Source organism: Psychroflexus montanilacus, assembly GCF_020164535.1.
GTDB lineage: Bacteria > Bacteroidota > Bacteroidia > Flavobacteriales > Flavobacteriaceae > Psychroflexus > Psychroflexus montanilacus.
Genome location: NZ_JAIQZC010000002.1, coordinates 111,093 through 132,580 on the forward strand (window position 1 = coordinate 111,093; position 21,488 = coordinate 132,580).

The window sequence follows — 21,488 nt, forward strand, 5'->3', positions numbered from 1 at the left end:
CTTTACAATCAGAAAACTGGGTCAACAGTTTTAATAATTTCCCTGTAACGTATTTCAAAAACTCATATGACAAGCATTTTTCAATAACAAAATCAATTGAAAAGTTATTTGAATCAGAATTTTCTCGATACAGGAGGTTTTCAATAAATTTTCTGATAGAGCATCGAAAATCAGACATTATCTTCCCTTCCCATTATTTTTGGTAATTTATTATTAGGTAGTCGTTCTTATTAAAATAGAATGACCTGAATTTAAAAAGGCTTTGTAATACACATTGCCCAATTATTATTAAACGAATTTAAAAGACTTAAAAATGGAAATAAATTTAGGGAGCATCATTATTGGTGCTATTATTATTACAATATGTATTCTTCCGATTGTAATGTTAAGAAGGAGCAGAAAAAAAAGAGAGTCTGTATTGCTACAATCACTTTCAGAAATTGCTACCCAAAATAATTGCCAAATAAACCAATACGAAATACTTGGCAGCTTAGCAATTGGAATTGATAAAACCCAAAACTTTGTATTTTTTTACAGACAAATTGAAAACAATGAAACAAAGGAGTTTGTTAACCTTGATGAAATTCAAAGTTGTAATGTAATTAATACTGGTAAAAGCTTAAATAACAAAAACGAAAATCAAAAAGAAATTGACAGACTTGAATTGAGCTTCATTCCTACTTCAATTAACAAGTCAGAAATCAAAATGGAATTTTTCAATTCAGATATTAATGTACAACTATATGGTGAACTTCAATTAATTGAAAAATGGTCGATAATTATTAATGACCGATTGAAACACAAGAGTTAATAATTTAAGCCCTATAAAAAAACATAGGGCTTTTTCTTTTTCATCTAATACTAAGTTGTCTTTTCTATAGGGAGAAGTTATAAGAACATATAATCCAAAAAATTACTATTAAGTTTTTTTGATTCACACAGGCATAAATATTTTATTAAAAAAGATATGTCTAAATGGATATCATCAAACTATAAGCTACCATTAATTAGAACTTTTTACTTCTTTCCCTCAAGCTCTGAAATACGCTTCTGAAGTATAGATTTCGTTTCTTTTAAAGAATCATTGGCATCCACTAAAGCGTTATTTGCTGTTTCAAAAGCATCCAATTGACTTTGAAGATTAACTAATTTTTCGCGTAAAACTTCTGGATCAGTTTCTTTCAAAATTGAGTCTGCGGAATCTTTTTGTAGCATTGATCCATTACCTGTTAGTATCCATTCAGCACTATATTGGGGATAATTATCAACCAAAGCAAAGAGCCATTTCGCTTGAATGTCAGTTCCTTTGCTTATTGCTCTGGATAAAACACCTTTGCTAGCACCAATTTTCTTTTCCAAACTGGTAATACTAATCCCTTCTTTTTGGGCAATATCAGTAAAAACTTGTAAAATATTTCTCATAAGGAAGATAATTATCTTCAAAATATTAGTATAGTTGAAAATTATCAACTATATTTGGTCATGTTCCGATAATTGGAACAAACCAATGAACAGGCAAACTTACGTAATTTATGAAGAAAATTTATAACACTGGTGTAGTAAAAGCCCTCGCGTGCAAATATGAGGTAACTCCACGTTACATACGCTATTGTCTCAATGGTGATAGAACTCCTGTTTATGCGGATGAACTAAAAGCAGAATATTATAAAAAAGTGGAGCAGGTAGAGAAGGCTTTGAATTCAGATAAATAAGGAATAGAACGCTTGAATATCTCCCCTTGCTAAAAAAAAATATAGTTTTTCAATTTAATAACGGGTAAGAATTAAAAACACATTATTATGTTACAGCGTATTTACGATTTACTAAAACAAGGTGATCCACAGGCTATGGAACTGATCTATGCCAGGTATGAACGGAGTATCTTTTGGATAGGCAAACAAACCATAGATGATGAATTTGTCATCGAAAGCATCCTTCAAGATACCTTTCTCACCTTATGGCAGAAAAGGGATACTATCGAACGCCCAGAACACATGTTCTTTTTACTGCGTTATGTCATGAAAAAACAATGCATCTACTATTATTGCCGCCCTAGAAATGACTTCTATAGAAAGATCAATAGCTTAGAAAAATACGAGAACTATCAGGACCATATGCACGGTCACGATCCAGAGCAAGACGACGAGCACCTTAAGGATCATGAAGAGGATCAAAAGACCTTTAACCGCATTAAAAGTATCCTTCCTTTGCTTAGCCCCGAAAGAAAACACTTAATCGAACTCTGCTTAACTTATGGCTTTCAGTATAAAGCGATAGCCCAGGCTATGGGAACTAGCATCACCCAAACAAGCAATGACATAAAAAAAGCCATTGAGGACATCAAAACCATCATCCATACAGGAGGTAACCACCAACCAAAGCTAGCCATGACTATAAAAGTTCAGGGCCAAATGACCGAAGAACAGCAAAAAGTCTTGAAGCTCCGTAATGAAAAGCAGTATTCCTTTGCTTCCATCGCTAAAGAACTCAACCTGACCCAAAAGGAAGTCCACCTAGAATTTATGGCAGCCTACAAGCTTATGCAATTAAAACACGATCAACAACAATCTGCATAGCCATGGGAAAAGATACAATCAAACTCACCCGAAAGATCCAGCTGGTAATCGACTTGCCTACCTATGAGGAACGCAAAGAAGCCATAGGTAAACTTTACCAGTGGCAAAATCGTTGCTATAGAGTAGCCAACCTTATGGTGTCCCACCTCTATGTTCAGGAGATGATCAAGGATTTTTTCTATTTATCCGATGAGATAAAGTATAAGCTAGCCGATGAAAAGAAAGATGAGTACGGCATCTTTAATACCTCCAGGATTAACACCACCTACCAGGTGACCTCCAAACGCTTTAAAGGGGAAATGCCTACTAATATCATTTCCTGTCTAAAGGCAAGCCTCTACAGTAAATTTAAAAAGAATAGAGAAGCTTATTGGAAAGGCGAATGCTCACTACAGAACTTTAGAAGGGACATGGCTTTTCCCTTTACTACTGAGGGTATGAGCAAACTCATCTATGATCCCGAAAAGAAAGCCTTTTGTTTCAGACTCTTTCAAATCCCAGTGAAGACCTATTTAGGCAAAGACTTTACCGATAAACGCAAATTACTGGAACGAGTCGCTAAAGGAGAAATCAAACTCTGTACCTCCCACATTAAGATGAAAGCGGATAAAACTTATTGGCTGGCTGTTTTTGAAATAGAAAAAGAAAAATACAAGCTTAAACCCAATGTCATAGCTGAAGCATCACTGTCTCTGGAATACCCCATTGTGGTTAAAACTACTAATGCGAAGCTTCAAATTGGCTCCAGAGAAGAGTTTCTTTATCGAAGGCTAGCGATACAAGCCGCCCTAAAACGGGCACAGAAAGGAGCTAGTTATTGCAAATCAGGTAAAGGGAGAAAACGCAAGACAAAAGCAACTAAGAAGTTTAGAGAAAAAGAGACCAATTATGTCTACTCAAAACTACACCTGTATAGCAGAAAGCTGATTGACTTTTGTATCAAGCATCAGGCAGGAACACTTATTCTCATAAACCAACAAGAAAAAGTAAACCTGGCCAAAGAGGAAAGTTTTGTCTTTAGAAACTGGAGCTATTGTGACCTCATGACCAAAATAAAATACAAAGCTGAAAAGGCAGGTATTGAATTAATCATAGATTGAGGATCTAAAATGAGGGTGCTTGTACACCCGTAGGGTGAGGTTGAAAACTAACACTCACTAAATGCAAATAGCATATACAACGCGTGGGTTTTTCTTATATCATAAATGATATTAGCAGCCTAATTAAAAAAAGCTGAAGGCCAATTTTTAACTTTACGAATTTTACATTTTTAAAGTTTTATATCTCATTTCTAGAATTTAAATCAAAAGCCGATAGGTATGGATTTTTGTCCCCGAGGGGGACGAAAAGGAAAGTCGAGTAGGTAAAGGGGAATTTCACCCCTAAACCTCTCACAGAACCGTACGTGAATCTCTCAATTCATACGGCTCCTCTCAGCCAAGACTTTAAGGTTTAAGCCCTGAATATTGCCAATGTTCAAACAGGTAAGGCTCGAGCCTGCATATTTTCTGTAGATGTCGTAGCGCAAGGACCCACTGCTTTCGCTTAAACCTACGGTACTTATTACGTATCCATTTTGTCAAGCGAATGTGCAATGTTCTAAATAGCTTCTTAAGGCCTCCCAATCGAAATTTACCGTAGTAGTTTATCCATCCTCTGATTTTAGGCCTCAACAGAGATGCAATTTTGCTCAACGGGAACTGTACCATTTTATGAATGTTCATCCTGAAGAGCTCTTCATTTATTCTGTTGATGCTTTTCTGACTGATGGCAGGGGTGAAACCTAGTTTCATTATGCCCCTTATTTTGACTACTCTGGGTTTAAAGGTATACCCCAGAAAATCGAACTTCTGGAACTTGACTTTAAACCTTGGTCTTTTCTTCTGATTTCTGCGACAGTAAACTATTCTTGTCTTCTCCTGATTCACTTCCAGTTTACACTCTTTGAATCGTCTTTCGATTTCTTCAAGAAGTCGATTAGCTTGAGGCAAGTGGTAACAATGAACCACAATGTCATCAGCGTAACGTTCAAACTGAATATCAGGATAACGCTTTTGGATCCACTTGTCGAATACAATATCCATAAAGATATTAGCTAATACAGGACTGATTACTCCGCCCTGTGGTGTGCCTTTACCATTTGGATTATGCAGCGTTCCATCAGATAATTGCACTGGTGCCTCCAGCCACCTTTTCACATAAAGCAAAATATGCTTCTCCTGTGTATGGTGCTGAACAGCTTTCAGTAGCAGTTCATGATCAATATTGTCATAAAATCCTTTTATGTCCAAATCAATGACCCAGCTATATCGTAAACAATTTATACGACATTGGCCCAAGGCATCATGTGCAGATTTCCTGGGACGATACCCAAAACTGCTTGGACTAAAGGTGTGATCAACTATTGTGTTTAACTGCGATGCAATTACTTGTTGGGCAACCCGATCAACTACAGTGGGAATACCTAAGGGTCTCATTTTACCTTTCCCTTTTGGGATTAGTACCTGTCGAACAGGTTTAGGGAAGTAACTCCCACTGGCCATCCTGTTCCATAATGGGTACAGATATTTCCGTGGTTGACTACTTACTGTTTCAATGGATAATCCATCTACTCCAGCACTCCCTTTGTTGGCTTTTATTCTCTTAAAAGCTTCATTTACCTGCAACCTGCTAATAGGTTGCGTCTTGTGTTCTTCATTAAAAATCATCCTTAAATTTCTTTAAGTTGTAATACAATAAAATAAACATGCTTGAGTGAAGTCCTTTGCTCACAAGATGATTAATCTTGTTCTCTAGAGTATTTTCGCTACTACGACTTCATCCGTCCCAATACCTAACGTCACTACTTTCTGGTTCTTCCGCTTCGGGATTTTCACCATTTTTGCTTCTCATTTAGATATTGGTTCTCCTGTTCCTTGATAATGCCTGAGTATGGTTCTTGCCTCCTATATGCCGGGTGTCGTATGGTCAGTAATCAGGTATCCACCATACTTAATCTCTCGGAGCTGCTCTCTCCTCGATTTTGACACCGTAAAGGTCACTTTCGACACGTCCATAGAGGTTCACTTACGTTCAACTCCCATACTCTCACCAGGTCTTGTCGCTCAGTACCTGTTCTCTTAAAACAAGCACCACAAGGCGGTTTGAACAATACGCCTGAACATCTTGTTCGATAGGCCAACATTTTACGAAACGGTACCGTGAGACTTCTAACTTGCCATCTGAAATGGGATTAGCTCGTTTCTGTTTCTCCATAAAATTCTATCATCATTATCAAAGTTATGTTATCATTTCAATGAACTTTTAGGTTCTATTGTACTCCAGTGATAACTCAGGACACACAGCAAGAGGGTAACACGCGATGCGGTGTTACGGATTCCTTTTTAATTTTAAATATCTAATAATCAGATGTTTGAAAAATAATCAAAATATTCAAAATCACAGATTTGCGACAAATGCCCCGTAAACACCTATTTTTAGGAAAGGATTTGCGACAAATTTGATTTCAAGCAGAAATTATCTTTGAATCTATCTATTTGAATAAAATAATTCTTATTTATACAGTTCGGTTTTGGGGGAGGAGGTCAAAAGTTAGTAAATTCGAATTATTAAACGTCCTAATTATAGGGAAGCCTACAGTTGTGGCTAGTGCTTTTCCACTATGCTTTGGATTTCTTTCTTCAATTCAGGTAGTTCTCGAATTATTATCGTCCAAATAACTTCGTCAGAAATGCTATCGTATTCATGAGCAATTCTATTTCGAGTTCCGATTATCTTTTGAGCGTTGTTTATTTGAAAATCTGATCCTTTGTGTTTAACTATTCTATTTATTGCTTCACCGATTATTTCAATATTTCTTTCAACTGCTTTTTTGGTTTTTAAGTCTTTTTGATACTCAAAGAAATCTCTTTTTTCGGGTAGAAAGTCAAATATTTCGTCAATAGATTTAATTATGTCTTCAAACCAAGCATTAATTCTATTGTCCATAAATCAGAATTTTTGTGCTATCAAGCTCTTTTCTGAAAAATTGATTTTTTATTCCACGTTCTTCGATCAAGTCAATTTGTCGCTGAAGTATTTTTTCTAAATTCTCTTTGAGTTGAAAATATAAGTCAGTGTATTTAAAAGGATCCGTTTCTTCAAAATCTACAACAAAATCGATATCAGAATCGTCTTTAAAATCATCACGAGTCACAGAGCCAAAAGCTGAAAACGTTTTGACTTTGTATTGCTTACAAAGTTTCTTAATTCGATTAATGTTTTTTTCAGATATTTTCATAAATCAAAAATACTCAAATTTTAGTTCAAATCATTTATTCGAAGTTTTTTTCAGCATTAGCCACAACGTTGTTGTATAAGCGCAGTAAGGGGTTAATACGCTTTTACTTTCGGTTGTGACGTTATTATAATTTTGTGCCGACTTTGGGTTTGGCACGTTAACCCTTATTGCGTTTAGCATCGATGAAAAAGCAGAAAGTCCAGTATCTTTAAATTTCACCATAAAATTATAAGATATGAAAACTGAACCTACTGCCGTTTTAAAGTTATACATTGGAATTGATATCCACAAGCGAAGCTGGAAAGTTCACTGTTCCACCGATTTGTTTTCAGGCAAATCCTTTAGCATGGAACCTTCTCCAGACCAGCTTTGTGAGTATGTCATGAAGCACTATCCAGATTATGAGGTCATCACTGCTTATGAGGCAGGATGTTGTGGTTATAAAGCTCATCGTTGCTTTGTGAGCTATGGTTGGACTTCATTGGTTGTTAACCCAGCAGATATTCATCGCAAAGGTAAGGAGCGTTATACAAAGACCGATAAGATCGATGCTCAACTTATCAGCCGTGAGCTTAAGGATGGACGGCTCACCAGCATTGTAATTCCAGATAAAGAGCGTGAAGAGTTCCGAAGTTTATTTAGAAGGCGTAATGAACTGGTTCAGCATTACCGTCAAATCAAGAGCCGGTTAAAGATGAAGCTTCTATTCTATGGCATTACAATACCAAAAAAGTACGATAATAGTAATTGGAGCCATGATTTTAGGAACTGGATAGATAACCTTGAGTTTGATTACCCGACAGGCAAGGAAAGTTTTGCTAGTCTGATGCGTTACTTCAGATTCATCGATCAAGAAATTAGAGAAGTATCAAATAAGTTGAGAGCCTATTGTCGCAAACACCACAAGAAAGATTATGATCTCTTACGAAGTATCCCTGGAATTGGTCCTATAGTAGCCTGCGGCATATTATCAGAATTGGGGGATTTACGACGGTTCAACAACTTAAAACACCTGGCAGGTTATGTTGGTATTGCCCCGAGAGTTCATCAAAGCGGAGCTAATTATAAGACCTTAGGGATGACACCGCGAGCACACCGACTCATACGATCCTATTTTGTGGAAGCCTCCTGGCAAGCCATAAGGACAGACCCTGTGATGCACGAGTATTATAGAAAACATTTGGGTAAGGATACCAAGAAGATAATCATTAAGGTGGCTAGAAAGCTACTGAGTCGGACACTAGCGGTGATTAAAACGGAGATCCCTTATCAGGTTGGAGTGATACAATAGAAGCGTAAATTAGGGAATAGAGATAAACATATAAACCAATAACAAAGCTCACAATGAACTTAAAGTCCATATCACAAAACAGCGTAGGTGACAAAAGGGATAACTCGCTTTTGATCACACTTGTTTAGCAAGTGAATGGACTTTTTTAACTTATACTTCCCGCACGTGCGGGACTGGTGGCGGTAGATATCTATTGACCACACATAGGATGTGGAGCAAGTTATTATTACATTTTATAAGCTATGAAGCAAGCTTCAAACCTTATAAAACGTGATTTAAAAATTAGTAATAAATGAGATAGAGCTTAAAAAAAATATCATAAATTTGAATGAAGATCAGGACGATTGCTTTTCATAGGATGCGCTGTTAGGCACTGGCTTTTTTACTTAATTTTTTATTAAATAGTTCCATATGCTTTGTTTCGTCATCAATTAATTCAGCCAATTTTCCAATTGCATCTGATGAAAAATATACTTTTCTTCGATTAGAAACCAAATCCATAGATTCAATCCAAATATACTGACTTTTAGAGGCAATAACAGTTCCGTCTGGTGGATTCACTACTTTGAAATTCGGGTCATTCACCCAACCTAAATGATATATTGCCTTTTTGAGATGTAAATTTGTAAACTTAAATTTAGATTTCTTCTTAACTTCCTGTTCGAGACTATTTAAAATTATATGTTCTCGATTAGTTTGAATTTCTCCGACTATCTTATAAATAGGTTTTCCTTCGTCAGTTGTTATTTTTCCTATATCTCCAGCTGATATGGCATTCAAAATAATGTTGAAAACTCCATTTTGAGTTTCATCTATCTCAATGTCACTTCCTGAAAGAATTCTATCTTTACTGTTAAATCCATAAATTTTGTGCTGTGCAGGATTTATTATTAATACTTCTCTTGGATTTATATCAACCATTTCTGGCAGAAGTTTAGACCAAATTTCCATAAACTCTTTGCTCTTTTCGTTCGCCTTAATTTGTAAAAACCTATTAAAGTCAGTTGTGTTTTTATTAGCGTGTTCATTTTTACTTGAAGCACGATAGTAAATTGCACCTTTAACTATCTTTAATTCGGGAAAAACCTTTATTGGTATTAAAACTTGATTGTTCTTTTCTATTATTAATGAATAGAACTTTCTAGTACTTATTTGAAAAATTTGAAGGTCAATAGAGACACCAACTTTAGCAATGCTCTCAAATTTTTGTGTTACATCGTTAAGGTCAATTTGTTTTAAAATATCAAGGTTTTGCACGTCAAGTCCAACATCTAAATGTGTTCCGTCAGCTTTTTCTTCTATTCCTAAAAGCAAAATTCCACCATCAGAATTAGAAAACGAAAGAATATCTTTGGCAAAATTTAGCAGAAAATTCTCTAATGGTGTTTTCGTAGTAGCAATATTCAATTTTAGCTTATAGTCAATTGAATTATTTTCTTTTGGAAATCTTCCATTATCCTTTAAATCCGTAATAATGTCCTTTACCTTTTCGTTTAAATCCTTAATGCTCATAGTTTTTACGGATGTTTTTTTAGCTTGTGCCTAACGGTTTGGCTATGGTTTGTTGCGTGTCTCGGCACTATGATAGCAAAAAAACCCAGATAAAAAATCTGCGAAGATTTTCGGAAGTTGGCAACGACCTAGCAATGAACTATAGCCGGTGTGCCTGTTGCACAACTCAATTTCTTGTAAATATATATAACCTGCCCGTTCCGCAGGCGGGTTGATTGGCATTGAAAAGTTTGGAATTGATTATCTTTAGTAATGCAAGGAAAAAAGACTTATCAAGAGAAATTGTTTACTCGATTCTTACTGAGTGAACGCATCCCCGAAGAGAATTTTTATCGCAGATTAAAGTCGGTTTTGGATTTAGAGGATCTGTACAAATTAACCAAGCCTTATTACGGATCAAGCGGTCAAAAAAGTATTGATCCTGTTGTGTTTTTTAAGTTGTGCTTGGTGGGTTATTTGGAGAACATTATCAGTGATCGGAAACTGATTGAGCATTGTAGTATGCGTCTAGATATCTTGTTCTTTATAGACTACGATATAGACGATGAATTGCCCTGGCATTCTACAATAAGCAGAACCCGTCAGCTTTTTCCAGAAGAGATATTTGAAGAGGTCTTTACCAAAGTTTTAAAGATGTGTATTGATAAAGGTATGGTGAGCTGTCATACTCAAGCTATAGACTCTGCACCAGTCAAAGCCAATGCTTCTATGGACAGTCTGGAACTCAAAGTGCCTGAGCAGGACCTGGAGGGTCATCTTGCAGAAGTTCGCCATATCAGCCACCGAGATAAAGAAGTCTATAGAAAAGCTAAGGAGAATAAAGCTAGCAAAGAGCAACAAAGCATCAGTGCTAATAAACAAGAGCTGGCAGCCCTAAAGTCCAGAAATAAAAAATGGTCAAAAGATCAAGACTACCGTCCAGGGGCAAAAAACAAAGGGGCTCGCTATACCAGCAATAAGACCCACTACAGTCCAACAGATCCAGACGCTCGAATTAGTGTTAAACCAGGCAAAGCCAGAAAGCTGAATTACCTGAGTCAGTTAAGCGTAGATACTGGACACCATGTAATCACAGATATTAGAGCTTATCATGCAGATAAGAAAGACAACCAATACCTTCAGGATATTGTTGGGCGATTACAATCAAGATTACATAAAACAGGAATGCTTTGGAGAAACTGCATAGCAGATGCAGGGTATAGTAGCGGAGAGAATTATGCCTACCTAGAACAAAAAGGATTACAAAGTTTTATTCCAGCTCACGGAACCTATAGAGGTGGCCCAGTAGGCTTTAAATATAATCAGGAGCAAGATCATTACATCTGTCCCAAAGGAGAGATTATTCCCTTCAAAAAGGTGTTTAAAGATTACAGAACAGCAACTTTAAAGAAAGAATACAGAAGCTCAAGTAAACAGTGCAAAGGATGTCCGTTGCAAGCTGAATGTTTAGGACGGACAGCCAAAGAAAAAAAGTTCTCAGTGACCTACTACAAAGAAGAGTATGATCGAAACATAGAGCGAGTAGAAAGCAAACAAGGCAGATACATGAAAGCCAAACGCCAAAGTACAGTAGAGCCTGTCTTTGGGACACTCACTCAATTCATGGGCTTAAGGAAAATCAACACTATCGGACTACAGCAAGCCAACAAGGTGATGCACCTTTCAGCCATAGCTTATAATCTGAAGAAGTACCTAAAATTCACTCAAAAACGAACAAAAAGTGGAGCAAAAGCTCTGCGGTCTTTGCTTTGTGAAATAAAAACCCTGCAATACGTAATCAACTCTAATTTAAGCCCTCTAAATTTAGCGTAAAACCAACTCTGATAAAAAGACAAAAGCCCTGAAAAGGGCTTAAAATGACTTGCTTTTTGGATTTTTATTGGCTTGTGCAACGGTTACCGTTGTTGCCCACAGTTTTTTTATTCATTATCAATTATTCTATAGTTTTCGCCAGGTTTCTTTTTGACCATTAATTTTCCAATAATATGTTTAAATTCTCCATCAAATTCGATTTGGTAATCGCCGAAACTGTTTAAAATCGGTTTAGACTTACCTTTAATCCGTCCCATAATTCGGTCGCCTTTTTTGAATTGAGTTGCGTTTAATTCCAAATCGTAGGATTCAAGTTCTACGTCCAAGGTCTCTTTTCCGTTAAATTCGGCATAATCAGACCAAAGTGTGATATAGACTTTTGGTTTTTCGGTCAGGTCAATTTTTATTGCAGTAACACTTGTACCAACATTTCCGATTGTTACAATTAAAGAATCCGTTTTTTTATTGTCAAACGTACTGTATGCGTAATAATCAAAATCAGATTTTATGATTTTAATTTCAGTCGAGTCAACTTTAAAATCAGAGTTGATTTTAATATTTTGAGCCGATAAATTCAGTCCAAAATTCAGTAAGATTAATATTTGAAGCGTTTTTTTCAAATTGTGGGCAACGGTTTGTGTATAACGAAAGTGGCGGATTTTTAGCAACTTCCGTTTCGTTGTGCTGTTATTTTTAATTTGTGTACTAACTTTGGGTCTAGTCCTTAACCGCCATTTTTGTTATGCGCTGTTGTAACTAGTGTTTATTTTTGTTATGTTTGTTATTCAAATTTAGCTTATTATGTCAGATTATAGTAATATTATTTTTGATTCGAATTTACTAGATTCGGATTTTCACAAAAATAATCTTAAAATAGCTTCTTTAAACTTAAAAGAGCTTAACACCCGTCTAGATTCAAATCATAAAATTATTTACTTACAAGATGAAAGTAAAACTGAACCTTCTGATTCCATTTCCACCGATAATATTTTTATTTCTGATTCAATTAACTACTTTATAAATTGGTCAAATATTAGCAAAGAAGAAAAAGAGTTGTGGGTTGACATATACTTAAATACTGTTGAGAATAGACAATATGAACCAGTTATTCAAGTTGTAACTCCAAAATCAAAAATTAATGATAAAAACAGAAATTTAATATTTTCAAGATTTTTTGCTAAAAAAGAAAGATTTATAAAAATATTTAAAGGCTTTTATCCGCTTGGCTTTTTGGAAACCAATCAAGAAGAATTGATTTCTGATAAGCTCTCGTATTTTTGTACTGAATTAGATGATTGGGTAAAGTAGCTGAACTTGCCCATAAATTTACTTGTTCTATAAGGCTGTCAAAAAGTATCTTTTGTTCTCTGTTTAATTCACTTGTTTTTGTATTGTATTCAGCTTTTAATACTATTGGGATTCCTTTTTGATTCATTTCGTAATTTATATTAGCTACTTTTTTTACTGTGTGTGTTCCGAAAAAGTTTTTCAGTTCTTGTTTGTCCCATTTTTCGTAGTTCGATTTTTTCATATTTAGTTGTGTTATTTTTACATTAGCTACAACGGTTTGTATATGAGTATTGCGAGGCAAATACTCAATAACTTTTCGTTGTGTTAATTAATTTTTAGGTTAACATTTATTTTGCGGAGTAACCTATTCTCTCGCATTACTTATATACTTCTTAAGTTTGATTCTCATTAAATTGTTATCTAAATCAGAAAGAACAAAAGAGAGGATTAAGGTTATGATATACGTTGAAGCTCAGACTTCGTCAACATTGATAATCCCCTCTCTTTTACTATCTCAACCACGTTCAGTTCTGTGAGACCTGGATCTCGTTTTTAAGTTGTTGTGAGTAGGATAGTATGCTCTTTCATAAATCAGTTCTTATGAATAAATATAAAGAAACTTATGGAGTTGACATTAGTAAAGATGTTTTTGATGTCTATGGCAGTCTTAGCGGTCACCATCAGTTTAACAATGATGAGTATGGTTTTAAAAAGTTCCTTAAGGTACTACCAAAGAACTCATTAGTAGCCATGGAGGCTACAAGCTATTATCATTATCGTCTTGCACAGTTTCTGTACAAAAACTCAGTGGTCGTATCAGTCATCAATCCCTTGTCGATCAAGCGTTTCATACAGATGAAACTGGCTAAGGTAAAGACGGACAAGAGTGATGCTAAGGCGATATGTGAGTATGCAAAGACCAACAAGATCCCTATTTACAATGCGCTTACCGAAGTACAGAGTGAATGCCTGCAGCTGTTCAGACTGTTGGACACTTATTTAAAGCAGCGTACTGCAGTGAAGAACAAAATCCACGGAGAAGAAGCTCTGGGAGTTCCTTCGAAGTTCGTTTACAGGTCTTTAAATCGCCAAAGAAAGCAGCTGGATAAGGAAGTCAAAGCCATAGAGGAAAAGATCCTATCCTTGGTGAAAGAAGACCAAGAGCAGCAGCTCACACTTCTTACCTCAGTGCCAGGAATAGGACGGAAAACAGCCTTGTTCCTGATTGTAATTACCGATGGCTTCTCTAAGTTTGAAACGGCCTCTCAGCTTTGTAGCTATGTGGGAATAACGCCTACTACAAGAGAGTCTGGTAGTAGCGTGAGAGGTAGGGCGCGGATAAGTAAGGTAGGCAACAGGAAACTGCGGAATCTATTGTTTCTATGCGCCTTTAACGCCTGTAAGCATAACAAGGGATGCAGAGAAATTTACGAACGAATCGTAAACAAGGGCAAGAGTAAGAAGTTAGCGCTGATTGCAGTGGCCAACAAGCTACTAAAACAATGCTTTGCTATAGCCAAATCAGGGTTACCGTATGATGAAACATACGTGTCTGTATTGCCAAAGTAAATAGCACACAATGAAAGGAACAAAAAAGCTCACAGAATCCATTAATGGAATCTGTGAGCATAGAATAATAATGTCTAAAATTAATGAAGAAAAGAGTTGTTTTTTACCTCAGTTCTTTGTTACCTGCTTTTATTTCTTTTCAATTTTTGCGTTTCTCGTATATCCACTCTTCTTATATCCATCAATGAATATTATTTTGGCTTCTCTATTTTCAATTCCGTGTCTTTGAACTCTAAAGTGTCCGCTTACGCCAAATTCGCCCGTCCGAATAATTTTTGTGAAGTAAGAACTATCAATTATTTCAATGTCATTTTTTGAACTGTTGATAAACTTTTCTCCATTTAGTTTAACTCGTCTCTGTTCGCCACTATCAATTCCGTGAATGATTTTAGTTTCCGTATCAGTATAGTTGTAGAACAAAATAAATGACATTACATAATCGTGAATTTTACCATACCAACTTCTGCCTTCTTGTTCGCTATATTCCCAACCATAGATTTCATCATTACTTTGAAGTTCGTATTGTTTAGTTGCTTGAGTTGTTCCATCATTGTAAATTGGCATTATAAGCAATTCTCGGTCAATATTATTGCCCCATTCTTCTTCTCCACTTTCTAATTGTTCAATCAAATTATTCCAATTTGCTCCTTGTGGCGGTGTTTCGCCTTCACTAATTCGTTTCTTTAAGTCGCTTAAAGTGTATTCGTTGGATATTTTGTCGTGGTCATCCATATTTAACCAACTATATAAAATTGCGTTAATCGGATAATCAATTGGGTCCGCGTCCACATAATCAGGAACGTTTGTAAAGTCAGGATAAATTGTTTCTGGAAGCAGTAATAGTCCAACTGTAGCAGGTGAACCTTTTAAAAGGTCTTTTGCCTTTATGAAATTCGAAGTGTCCAGCAGTTTTTCGTGGATAGACTTTGAAATGTAGTTTATCTGAAGTCTCTTATTTACAAAAAATGGGAAACTGCTTAGCATTTCCTTTTGTTCTTTTTTGTCAGGAACTTGTCTGTCCAAAAAATCGTGAAGTTTGTCCGATAGAATATTGTTTTCTACACAACTCAAAATCGGAAATTTATCTTCTGTTAGTTTCATTCTCTGTCGTTTTTTCTAATTGCAGGTAACGGTTCTCATATTTGCGAAGGCGGGGATTTTTAGCACTAAACTTCATTAGATGCACAAAATTTGAATTTAGCACTTCACTTTCATAGAAGCACCAAACTCCCGCTTTTGCAAATATGATGTTGGCAGTAGTTATTTTTTCAAAATCTTCATAAACTTTGCAATATACTCTTCCGTGTTTTTATTTATACCTTTAATATGATCCCCGTTAATTTCCCAAAATTCAGTATTCGCCTTGTTTGAAGCATTATATAATTTTTGACCTAATTCAAAAGGTACTTGACTGTCTGAAATACTGTGAATTATAACAATTGGCTTGCTGATTTTTTTTATTTCTTCTTCAGATGGAAAATCGTTATTCATTAATGCAGGAATTAACCATTTGAATTTTTCTAAATTTAATAGATGTGCATAAACTTTTCCCATATCAGGAAATGAACTAAAAGTGCCCTCCAAAACAACACCTTTGATTTTGTCTTGCCTCTCAGCTCCATTCATTGTAGCAAAAGCACCACCTAATGATGTACCCCAAATTATTATATCAGTTTTTTTAACATTCTCAATTTCAAGAAATCTATCAAAAATAGCCAATGCATCATTTTTTAAAACGACACTATTATCATCTTTCCCATTCGATTTAGCAAATCCTCTTCTTTCATATGCAAATATTTGAAATCCATTTTCAAGTAATGGCTTATACATATTTTGTGCATTCATCAAAGTCATTCCATTTCCTAAATGATGAAATATACTACCTATCGGTTTTATTGAATCTGGTTTAAACAATACTGCGTGTATACTAATTTCATTGTCTAGTGGAATGTGAAATACTTGGTGGTTAAAATTGCTTTCAAACACTTCATAGTTATTATTTGTTTGGTAAATCATTTTATCTGTTAATCTTGAAAACCTAACAAATAAAATTCCTAAAATTAATATCGAAATGAATGAAATACTTGTCCATTTTAGTATTTTAAATAGTCTTTTCATTTTTTTTCTGTGTGTTTTTTTATAATTACTGCCAACGTTTTGCAGCTACCCGAAGGGCGGGACTTTTACCACAAAATTTGCTTTGAAAAACTAATGTTTGATTAACCACCAAACTGTCTTTGAAACACGAAACCCCGCCTTTTGGGTAGGTGCTGTTGGCTGTAGTTTTCTTTCATTTCTTCACAATTAACACAATACCCCAAATAAAAAATGCCAATTCTACTACCGTTGATAATAAAGTGACCCTATCCACATTCCCGGTGACTAAGATGGGAATCCTGCTTAGGATAAGCAATCCAAAAACTATTAGAATCGCTTTTATGTAAATCGTTTTGTTTTTCATAACGGTTACTTTAATAGTTCTTGAATTTTAATTTCATCCGAATTAATTGGCAAGCTGATTAAAGTACCATCATTTACCATGTAAATTTTTCCATCATAAACTGCTCTTGCTTCTTTGAGAAATGGTCTTATCATTAAATCACTCGGAACCGGTGGCAGAATGTGGGTAATTACTAATTGCTTGACACCTGCTTCCCTTGCCACATCTGCTGCTTCTTTGGGACTAATATGGTAGTCTTGTATATCGGTGGCGATGGCAGTTACATTTGTTTCTAAATTTTCTCCTGCATTTGCCATCATAGTGGCAAACTTTTTATTAAGTGCCTCAATAATTAATACATCCGCTTTGTTAGAGTGGTGTATCAGACTTTCGGTGTACTTGGTATCTCCAGTAATGACGATGCTTCTGCCTTTATAATTCACTCGATATCCAACGGCAGGAAATACAGGGGCATGCTCCACATTAAAAGCGATTACTTCAACCTCTCCTTGTTTGTAAACAGTTTTGCTGGACATTAAATCTGAACCCAAATCAAAGCTATGAGCCTCCCCTCCAAATCCGGATGAAGGAACTACTTTTTCACCATGATGAGCAATTCTGTATCCCTTGTCAAGTTGGTATGCAGCTTCAAAACCATTGACTACTTCATCTATTCCTGAAGGTCCATAGATGGGAAGTGGTTGTTGAGGGCTCCCTGTAGCCCATCGTTTGAGCATTAATTCTCCAATGCCTCCGATATGATCGGAATGAAAATGGGTAATAAACAGGGCATCTACAGTACCTACATCAACAGGCGATAGTTCCAGTTTAAGTGTACTTCCCGGACCAGCATCAAATACCAAAACTTGCTCACCTGCTACGACAACAGTTTGAGAACCAGTTCTATTTTTGTCTGGCATAGGTGCACCTGTGCCTGTGGTAATGACATACAAACCGTCTTTTTCAAAAAAATTTCGTGACTTATTTTGAGTGATAGCGGTTTGAAAGAGATAATTTATAACAGCATCAGGTGGATTGCGGAGAAAGACAACCAGCCCAAGGCATGCCAATAAATAAATGGATAAGATGATCCACAATCTTTTATTCTTTGTGATAATGCTATTCATTTTTGTCTTTTAACATTTTTAATAATTTCTGTGCTGTCTCGCCAGAAGAATTTTGATTTTGTCCCGTAACTATATTGCCATCAATTACCGTAAGCGTGGCAAAAAAATCTCTAAACCCTGTATTACTTTGATAGATAGCCCCATGTTTCCCTAGCTCTGTTTCAGGGTGCATAGGTGTGATGCTGATGTCCAACTCCTTAACTTGTTTGTCTGTCACTCCTGTCATTTTCTTACCTTCTACAAGAGGACGTCCAGTGGTATCTTTTGCCATGAGGAAGCCCAATACACCATGACAAACAGAACCTAGTAAAATGCCGTCTGCATGCGCCTCCGTGATTTTATTACCCAACATTTCACTTGTTCCCAAATCATAGGATGCACCCCATCCACCTGCCATGAAAATTATGTCGTAATTTAAAAAGTTGATGTCGTCTATTTTTAGCGAATGCTTGATTTTCTCTTTTGCTACATCATCTTTCAGATAACGCTTGTCTTGGTGGGATTTCATTGGAAATCTCAGGCCTATGGGCTCAATAGGAATTTCACCTCCCTTTATGCTCACAATGTCCACTTCAAGCCCTGCATCTAAAAATTCATAATAGGGAATAGTCATTTCGGAAGGGTAAACACCTGTGGGTTTGCCAGTCTCTCCCAACACTCCGTGGCTTGTGGTGATAATCAATGCTTTTTTGTTTTTGAAGTTATAGCTTACCTTATCATAGTCGGGATGGTATCCAAAACTCTTGAGGATTTGAGGTGAGAAAATTATAATAAGAGCTACAACGAATAGCAATATTCCTAATGCGACTAGTGACTTTTTTTTCCAATTCATACTATTAGTTTTTAATTTTTTCTCTATTGAATAAATATTTAGAATAAACGATGCAAATTTATACCCCCAAAGAGGATAAACTCATTAACAAAAGATAATAAATGATTTGACTACTATTTTTTCTTTGAAATACGCTGTCTTATCCTACTCAAAGAAACTGGTGTAATTCCTAACACATTTGCAATGTATTTGTCAGGCACTCGGTTTATTATATTTGGGTAATCTTTTAGATATTGTTGGTATCTTTTTTCTGGGGAAAGAAAAACAAAGGAATCTATTCTTTGAAAAGCTTGTTTTAAAATTTGTCGACCAAAAATACCATTGTCAAATTTTAAAAATTCCGTATTTGAATTACTTAAATTCTGAAATGTTTTTAAATCTGTAAAATATACCTTTGTTTTCTCCAGCGTTTCAAAAGTAAACTTGGAAGGCTCATTAAATAATATTGTATGAACATTTCCAAATATTTGCTTTTCGGCAAACAACTGAAAAGTAATTTCTTCGCCCTTGTCATTTATCAAATAGCTCCTAACCAAACCTTTTCTGATGTAGAAAACATTATTTATTTTGTTTCCTTCATAAATAACAATTTCTCCCTTTTCAAATGTCTTTGAACTAAGATTTTTCAATAATTTATAAAGGTATTGTATGTTCATTTATTTCAAATTACAGCCAACGTACGGATATGCCAACAAGTTGTGATATATCCATTTTGTGAATACTAATCTAATGGATTTTTTATTGTTTTGAAAGTATTTGTAGCAACATGTGTATAAATTTCTGTAGTTTTAGATGATTGGTGCCCCAGTAGCACCTGTATTTGCCTTAAATCTACTCCCGCTTCCAAGAGATGTGTAGCAAAACTATGCCTGAGCATATGAGGGGTCACTGGAATTTTTAATTTAGCTTTAAATGTAGCATTTTTCACAACTTTAACCACAGCCTGCCCACTATACCTACCTCCCTTCTGGCCTTCAAACAAATATTCTCTGGGTTTCCAATTTTATAATAAGAGCGTAAATCTTCTAATGCATTTTGAGACAATAAAGTAATTCTATCCTTATTCCCTTTCGCTTGCTTTACACGCACAAGCATACGTTTACTGTCTATATCTTCAATTTTAAGGTTGAGTAGTTCATTTCGACGTAAACCAGAACTGTACAGAAGTGCAACAATACATCGGTGTTTTAGATTATTGGTATTGGCAATAAGTGACTGAACATCTTCTTTCGAAATCACGTTGGGTAGTTTGTATTCTTTTCGCGGTCTTTCTACCTCGTAAAACCTGTTAGGCATACCTAATACGACTTCATAATAAAATTTAATAGCATTGATAACTTGATTGATATAAGAGTTAGATTTTTGCTGTCGGATAAGCATTTTTAGATACTCTCGTATGTGGATCTCATTTATAGCGTGCAGATCGATAGTTGAGTAGTGGTTTATAAAACGTTCAAAAAAATTAACATAGGTGCGTATGGTATTGTTTGCGTAACGTTTGAGTTCCAGCTTTGATAAATATTCCTCTGGACAACGGCGATAGCCTTTTTTTACTTCTCTAGTTCTAAACCATTCAACATCTACCTTTTCATTAGAAGTGTTAACGGGTTTATTGGTTAAAAACCGATTATAATTAATCCAGGCTACTCCTTTGAAAGTAGTAAATATAGCACTCAGATTAGTTTTGGTATTCAGAACATACGCCATATTGTGTTTAGAGCTCCACTTAGGATGATCCAAACTTTTGATAAGCGCCTGTAATACCTTATCTGGCGTAAATTTTATGCCTATCATTTTCTGATTATTGATCATCAAATGACATAAAGTGATGTTTTTGAGCGTAGTCATAAGTCAATATTAATATAGTCTATGATAATTAAACGTATATTAGTCGTATAATATACGTGTAAGAATGAGTAATCATAAAACCTGTCCTGTTTGTGAGTCATCCGTAAAAGGAAGATCGGATAAGGTGTTTTGTTCTGTAAAATGTAAATCTATACACCAGTATGAAACTCGGCAAGAAAAAGAAGCTTTCTATTTAGAAGTAGACCGACAATTGAAGATGAATCGTAAAGTATTGAAAACCTATAATTTGAGTGGATTTACCACGGTAAGAAAAGAACTACTGATCAATGATGGCTTTAATCCTAACTTTTTTACACACTATTGGAAAAATAGTAAAGGAGATATCTATCTTTTCGTTTATGATTATGGTTTTTTAGATTTGAAAAAATCAGGTAAAGAAAAATACCTAATTGTCCAGTGGCAAGAGTATATGAAAAGATAAAATTAAATTTAACCAAAAAATTTATTATAAATAATCTAAATTTAATATAATTGAATTTCATTATAAAAAATCTCGTGAATCTCAAAATATCTATTAATAATAAAAAGGCGTTTTTTTTTAGAGGTTTTTGAAGTCAACTATTAAGCTTTAGTAAACTCTTGATAAATAGATTAAATTCTTACTTTCATAGGAATTTAGTCTATTTTTTCATTAAAATAATTCAGATTGGGTTCATTTATTATGGTTTATAAGTCTTTCACGAATAAGTACCAATAATTTATAAAACTTTGTTAAAAAGGGACTAATTCGGTGTCACCAAATTTGAAGAGGCGTTTTAAGCCTCGTAAACGCTAGCAAAATTAAATTCTGGATAGTTCCTCTTTCTCCGCTTCATTGAGTTTCAAACGAAACTTCAAAAATCAAAAAACCCTTTAAAGTCAGTCTTTAAAGGGTTTTTCATTTTCTAGACA

The 21,488-nt window shown here is 35.2% G+C and carries 21 protein-coding genes and 1 pseudogene; 9 read left to right on the plus strand and 13 right to left on the minus strand.

Going from position 1 to position 21,488, the window contains the following annotated elements:
• The first annotated feature begins 313 nt into the window (after positions 1-313).
• Entirely contained in the window at positions 314-811 is a 498-nt protein-coding gene (locus LB454_RS07275; protein WP_224463985.1) for a hypothetical protein, read from the plus strand.
• Between the two features lie 206 nt (positions 812-1,017).
• On the opposite strand, the gene LB454_RS07280 is transcribed toward LB454_RS07275, so the two are convergent.
• The gene (locus tag LB454_RS07280) at positions 1,018-1,422 is read right to left on the minus strand and encodes a hypothetical protein (protein ID WP_224463986.1); all 405 of its coding nucleotides are present in this window, start codon (positions 1,420-1,422) and stop codon (positions 1,018-1,020) included.
• Positions 1,423-1,532: 110 nt separating this feature from the next.
• Here LB454_RS07280 and LB454_RS07285 point away from each other — a divergent pair, with 110 nt between their 5' ends.
• The 3 genes from LB454_RS07285 to LB454_RS07295 all read left to right on the plus strand — a co-directional run bounded on the left by LB454_RS07285 (position 1,533) and on the right by LB454_RS07295 (position 3,676).
• Positions 1,533-1,712, plus strand: a complete 180-nt coding sequence (locus LB454_RS07285; RefSeq protein WP_019037760.1) for a hypothetical protein — start codon at positions 1,533-1,535, stop codon at positions 1,710-1,712.
• Positions 1,713-1,799: 87 nt separating this feature from the next.
• On the plus strand, positions 1,800-2,576 hold the full coding sequence (locus LB454_RS07290; RefSeq protein WP_224463987.1) for an RNA polymerase sigma factor: 777 nt from the start codon (positions 1,800-1,802) through the stop codon (positions 2,574-2,576).
• Between the two features lie 2 nt (positions 2,577-2,578).
• Positions 2,579-3,676 (plus strand): hypothetical protein, encoded by a 1,098-nt coding sequence (locus LB454_RS07295; protein WP_224463988.1) that lies wholly within the window; start codon positions 2,579-2,581, stop codon positions 3,674-3,676.
• 345 nt (positions 3,677-4,021) lie between these two features.
• Here the strand turns inward: LB454_RS07295 and ltrA are convergent, their stop codons facing one another.
• From ltrA to LB454_RS07310, 3 genes are all read right to left on the minus strand, one after another.
• Positions 4,022-5,284 (minus strand): group II intron reverse transcriptase/maturase, encoded by a 1,263-nt coding sequence (ltrA, locus tag LB454_RS07300; protein ID WP_224463990.1) that lies wholly within the window; start codon positions 5,282-5,284, stop codon positions 4,022-4,024.
• A gap of 937 nt (positions 5,285-6,221) precedes the next feature.
• The gene (locus LB454_RS07305; protein WP_224463991.1) at positions 6,222-6,563 is read right to left on the minus strand and encodes a HepT-like ribonuclease domain-containing protein; all 342 of its coding nucleotides are present in this window, start codon (positions 6,561-6,563) and stop codon (positions 6,222-6,224) included.
• On the minus strand, positions 6,553-6,855 hold the full coding sequence (locus LB454_RS07310; protein ID WP_224463992.1) for a nucleotidyltransferase domain-containing protein: 303 nt from the start codon (positions 6,853-6,855) through the stop codon (positions 6,553-6,555). Before LB454_RS07310 ends, LB454_RS07305 begins: the two co-directional genes overlap by 11 nt.
• Before the next feature lie 235 nt (positions 6,856-7,090).
• Here LB454_RS07310 and LB454_RS07315 point away from each other — a divergent pair, with 235 nt between their 5' ends.
• Entirely contained in the window at positions 7,091-8,146 is a 1,056-nt protein-coding gene (locus LB454_RS07315) for an IS110 family RNA-guided transposase (protein ID WP_224463993.1), read from the plus strand.
• A gap of 366 nt (positions 8,147-8,512) precedes the next feature.
• Here LB454_RS07315 and LB454_RS07320 read toward each other — a convergent pair whose 3' ends face one another.
• Positions 8,513-9,658 (minus strand): ATP-binding protein, encoded by a 1,146-nt coding sequence (locus tag LB454_RS07320; RefSeq protein ID WP_224463994.1) that lies wholly within the window; start codon positions 9,656-9,658, stop codon positions 8,513-8,515.
• A gap of 252 nt (positions 9,659-9,910) precedes the next feature.
• Between LB454_RS07320 and LB454_RS07325 the strand changes: the two genes are divergently transcribed.
• The gene (locus tag LB454_RS07325; protein ID WP_224463995.1) at positions 9,911-11,470 is read left to right on the plus strand and encodes an IS1182 family transposase; all 1,560 of its coding nucleotides are present in this window, start codon (positions 9,911-9,913) and stop codon (positions 11,468-11,470) included.
• Positions 11,471-11,577: 107 nt separating this feature from the next.
• Here LB454_RS07325 and LB454_RS07330 read toward each other — a convergent pair whose 3' ends face one another.
• Complete coding sequence (locus LB454_RS07330) at positions 11,578-12,090, minus strand: hypothetical protein (RefSeq protein WP_224463996.1); 513 nt, start codon at positions 12,088-12,090, stop codon at positions 11,578-11,580.
• Positions 12,091-12,271: 181 nt separating this feature from the next.
• On the opposite strand from LB454_RS07330, the gene LB454_RS07335 reads away from it, so the two are divergent.
• Together LB454_RS07335 and LB454_RS07340 are read left to right on the plus strand one after the other, a co-directional pair.
• Positions 12,272-12,778, plus strand: a complete 507-nt coding sequence (locus tag LB454_RS07335) for a hypothetical protein (protein ID WP_224463997.1) — start codon at positions 12,272-12,274, stop codon at positions 12,776-12,778.
• 582 nt (positions 12,779-13,360) lie between these two features.
• Positions 13,361-14,329: an IS110 family RNA-guided transposase gene (locus tag LB454_RS07340; protein ID WP_224463999.1), complete on the plus strand. Its 969-nt coding sequence runs from the start codon at positions 13,361-13,363 to the stop codon at positions 14,327-14,329.
• A 129-nt stretch (positions 14,330-14,458) separates the two neighbouring features.
• Here LB454_RS07340 and LB454_RS07345 read toward each other — a convergent pair whose 3' ends face one another.
• From LB454_RS07345 to xerA, 7 genes and pseudogenes are all read right to left on the minus strand, one after another.
• Positions 14,459-15,430, minus strand: a complete 972-nt coding sequence (locus LB454_RS07345) for a hypothetical protein (RefSeq protein WP_224464001.1) — start codon at positions 15,428-15,430, stop codon at positions 14,459-14,461.
• Between the two features lie 159 nt (positions 15,431-15,589).
• Positions 15,590-16,447, minus strand: a complete 858-nt coding sequence (locus tag LB454_RS07350; protein WP_224464002.1) for an alpha/beta hydrolase — start codon at positions 16,445-16,447, stop codon at positions 15,590-15,592.
• A gap of 172 nt (positions 16,448-16,619) precedes the next feature.
• The gene (locus tag LB454_RS07355; protein WP_224464004.1) at positions 16,620-16,790 is read right to left on the minus strand and encodes a hypothetical protein; all 171 of its coding nucleotides are present in this window, start codon (positions 16,788-16,790) and stop codon (positions 16,620-16,622) included.
• Positions 16,791-16,795: 5 nt separating this feature from the next.
• Positions 16,796-17,896 (minus strand): MBL fold metallo-hydrolase, encoded by a 1,101-nt coding sequence (locus LB454_RS07360; RefSeq protein ID WP_224464005.1) that lies wholly within the window; start codon positions 17,894-17,896, stop codon positions 16,796-16,798.
• Positions 17,889-18,728 (minus strand): type 1 glutamine amidotransferase domain-containing protein, encoded by an 840-nt coding sequence (locus LB454_RS07365; RefSeq protein ID WP_224464006.1) that lies wholly within the window; start codon positions 18,726-18,728, stop codon positions 17,889-17,891. The genes LB454_RS07360 and LB454_RS07365 overlap by 8 nt, the downstream gene beginning before the upstream one ends.
• A 113-nt stretch (positions 18,729-18,841) precedes the next feature.
• Positions 18,842-19,384 carry a Crp/Fnr family transcriptional regulator gene (locus LB454_RS07370; protein WP_224464007.1) on the minus strand — a complete coding sequence of 181 codons (543 nt, stop codon included), beginning with the start codon at positions 19,382-19,384 and terminating at the stop codon, positions 18,842-18,844.
• Between the two features lie 65 nt (positions 19,385-19,449).
• Positions 19,450-20,576, minus strand: a pseudogene (xerA, locus tag LB454_RS07375) (site-specific tyrosine recombinase/integron integrase).
• Between the two features lie 64 nt (positions 20,577-20,640).
• On the opposite strand from xerA, the gene LB454_RS07380 reads away from it, so the two are divergent.
• Positions 20,641-21,018 carry a hypothetical protein gene (locus LB454_RS07380; protein ID WP_224464008.1) on the plus strand — a complete coding sequence of 126 codons (378 nt, stop codon included), beginning with the start codon at positions 20,641-20,643 and terminating at the stop codon, positions 21,016-21,018.
• The last annotated feature ends 470 nt before the right edge of the window (positions 21,019-21,488 follow it).

Coding starts and splice junctions, on each gene's coding strand:
- LB454_RS07335 (WP_224463997.1), top strand. CDS start 12,272: ATGTCAGATTATAGTAATATTATTTTTGATTCGAATTTACTAGATTCG.
- LB454_RS07370 (WP_224464007.1), bottom strand. CDS start 19,384: ATGAACATACAATACCTTTATAAATTATTGAAAAATCTTAGTTCAAAG.
- LB454_RS07350 (WP_224464002.1), bottom strand. CDS start 16,447: ATGAAAAGACTATTTAAAATACTAAAATGGACAAGTATTTCATTCATT.
- ltrA (WP_224463990.1), bottom strand. CDS start 5,284: ATGATTTTTAATGAAGAACACAAGACGCAACCTATTAGCAGGTTGCAG.
- LB454_RS07295 (WP_224463988.1), top strand. CDS start 2,579: ATGGGAAAAGATACAATCAAACTCACCCGAAAGATCCAGCTGGTAATC.
- LB454_RS07290 (WP_224463987.1), top strand. CDS start 1,800: ATGTTACAGCGTATTTACGATTTACTAAAACAAGGTGATCCACAGGCT.
- LB454_RS07380 (WP_224464008.1), top strand. CDS start 20,641: ATGAGTAATCATAAAACCTGTCCTGTTTGTGAGTCATCCGTAAAAGGA.
- LB454_RS07320 (WP_224463994.1), bottom strand. CDS start 9,658: ATGAGCATTAAGGATTTAAACGAAAAGGTAAAGGACATTATTACGGAT.
- LB454_RS07280 (WP_224463986.1), bottom strand. CDS start 1,422: ATGAGAAATATTTTACAAGTTTTTACTGATATTGCCCAAAAAGAAGGG.
- LB454_RS07275 (WP_224463985.1), top strand. CDS start 314: ATGGAAATAAATTTAGGGAGCATCATTATTGGTGCTATTATTATTACA.
- LB454_RS07355 (WP_224464004.1), bottom strand. CDS start 16,790: ATGAAAAACAAAACGATTTACATAAAAGCGATTCTAATAGTTTTTGGA.
- LB454_RS07360 (WP_224464005.1), bottom strand. CDS start 17,896: ATGAATAGCATTATCACAAAGAATAAAAGATTGTGGATCATCTTATCC.
- LB454_RS07340 (WP_224463999.1), top strand. CDS start 13,361: ATGAATAAATATAAAGAAACTTATGGAGTTGACATTAGTAAAGATGTT.
- LB454_RS07345 (WP_224464001.1), bottom strand. CDS start 15,430: ATGAAACTAACAGAAGATAAATTTCCGATTTTGAGTTGTGTAGAAAAC.
- LB454_RS07315 (WP_224463993.1), top strand. CDS start 7,091: ATGAAAACTGAACCTACTGCCGTTTTAAAGTTATACATTGGAATTGAT.
- LB454_RS07325 (WP_224463995.1), top strand. CDS start 9,911: ATGCAAGGAAAAAAGACTTATCAAGAGAAATTGTTTACTCGATTCTTA.
- LB454_RS07285 (WP_019037760.1), top strand. CDS start 1,533: ATGAAGAAAATTTATAACACTGGTGTAGTAAAAGCCCTCGCGTGCAAA.
- LB454_RS07305 (WP_224463991.1), bottom strand. CDS start 6,563: ATGGACAATAGAATTAATGCTTGGTTTGAAGACATAATTAAATCTATT.
- LB454_RS07365 (WP_224464006.1), bottom strand. CDS start 18,728: ATGAATTGGAAAAAAAAGTCACTAGTCGCATTAGGAATATTGCTATTC.
- LB454_RS07310 (WP_224463992.1), bottom strand. CDS start 6,855: ATGAAAATATCTGAAAAAAACATTAATCGAATTAAGAAACTTTGTAAG.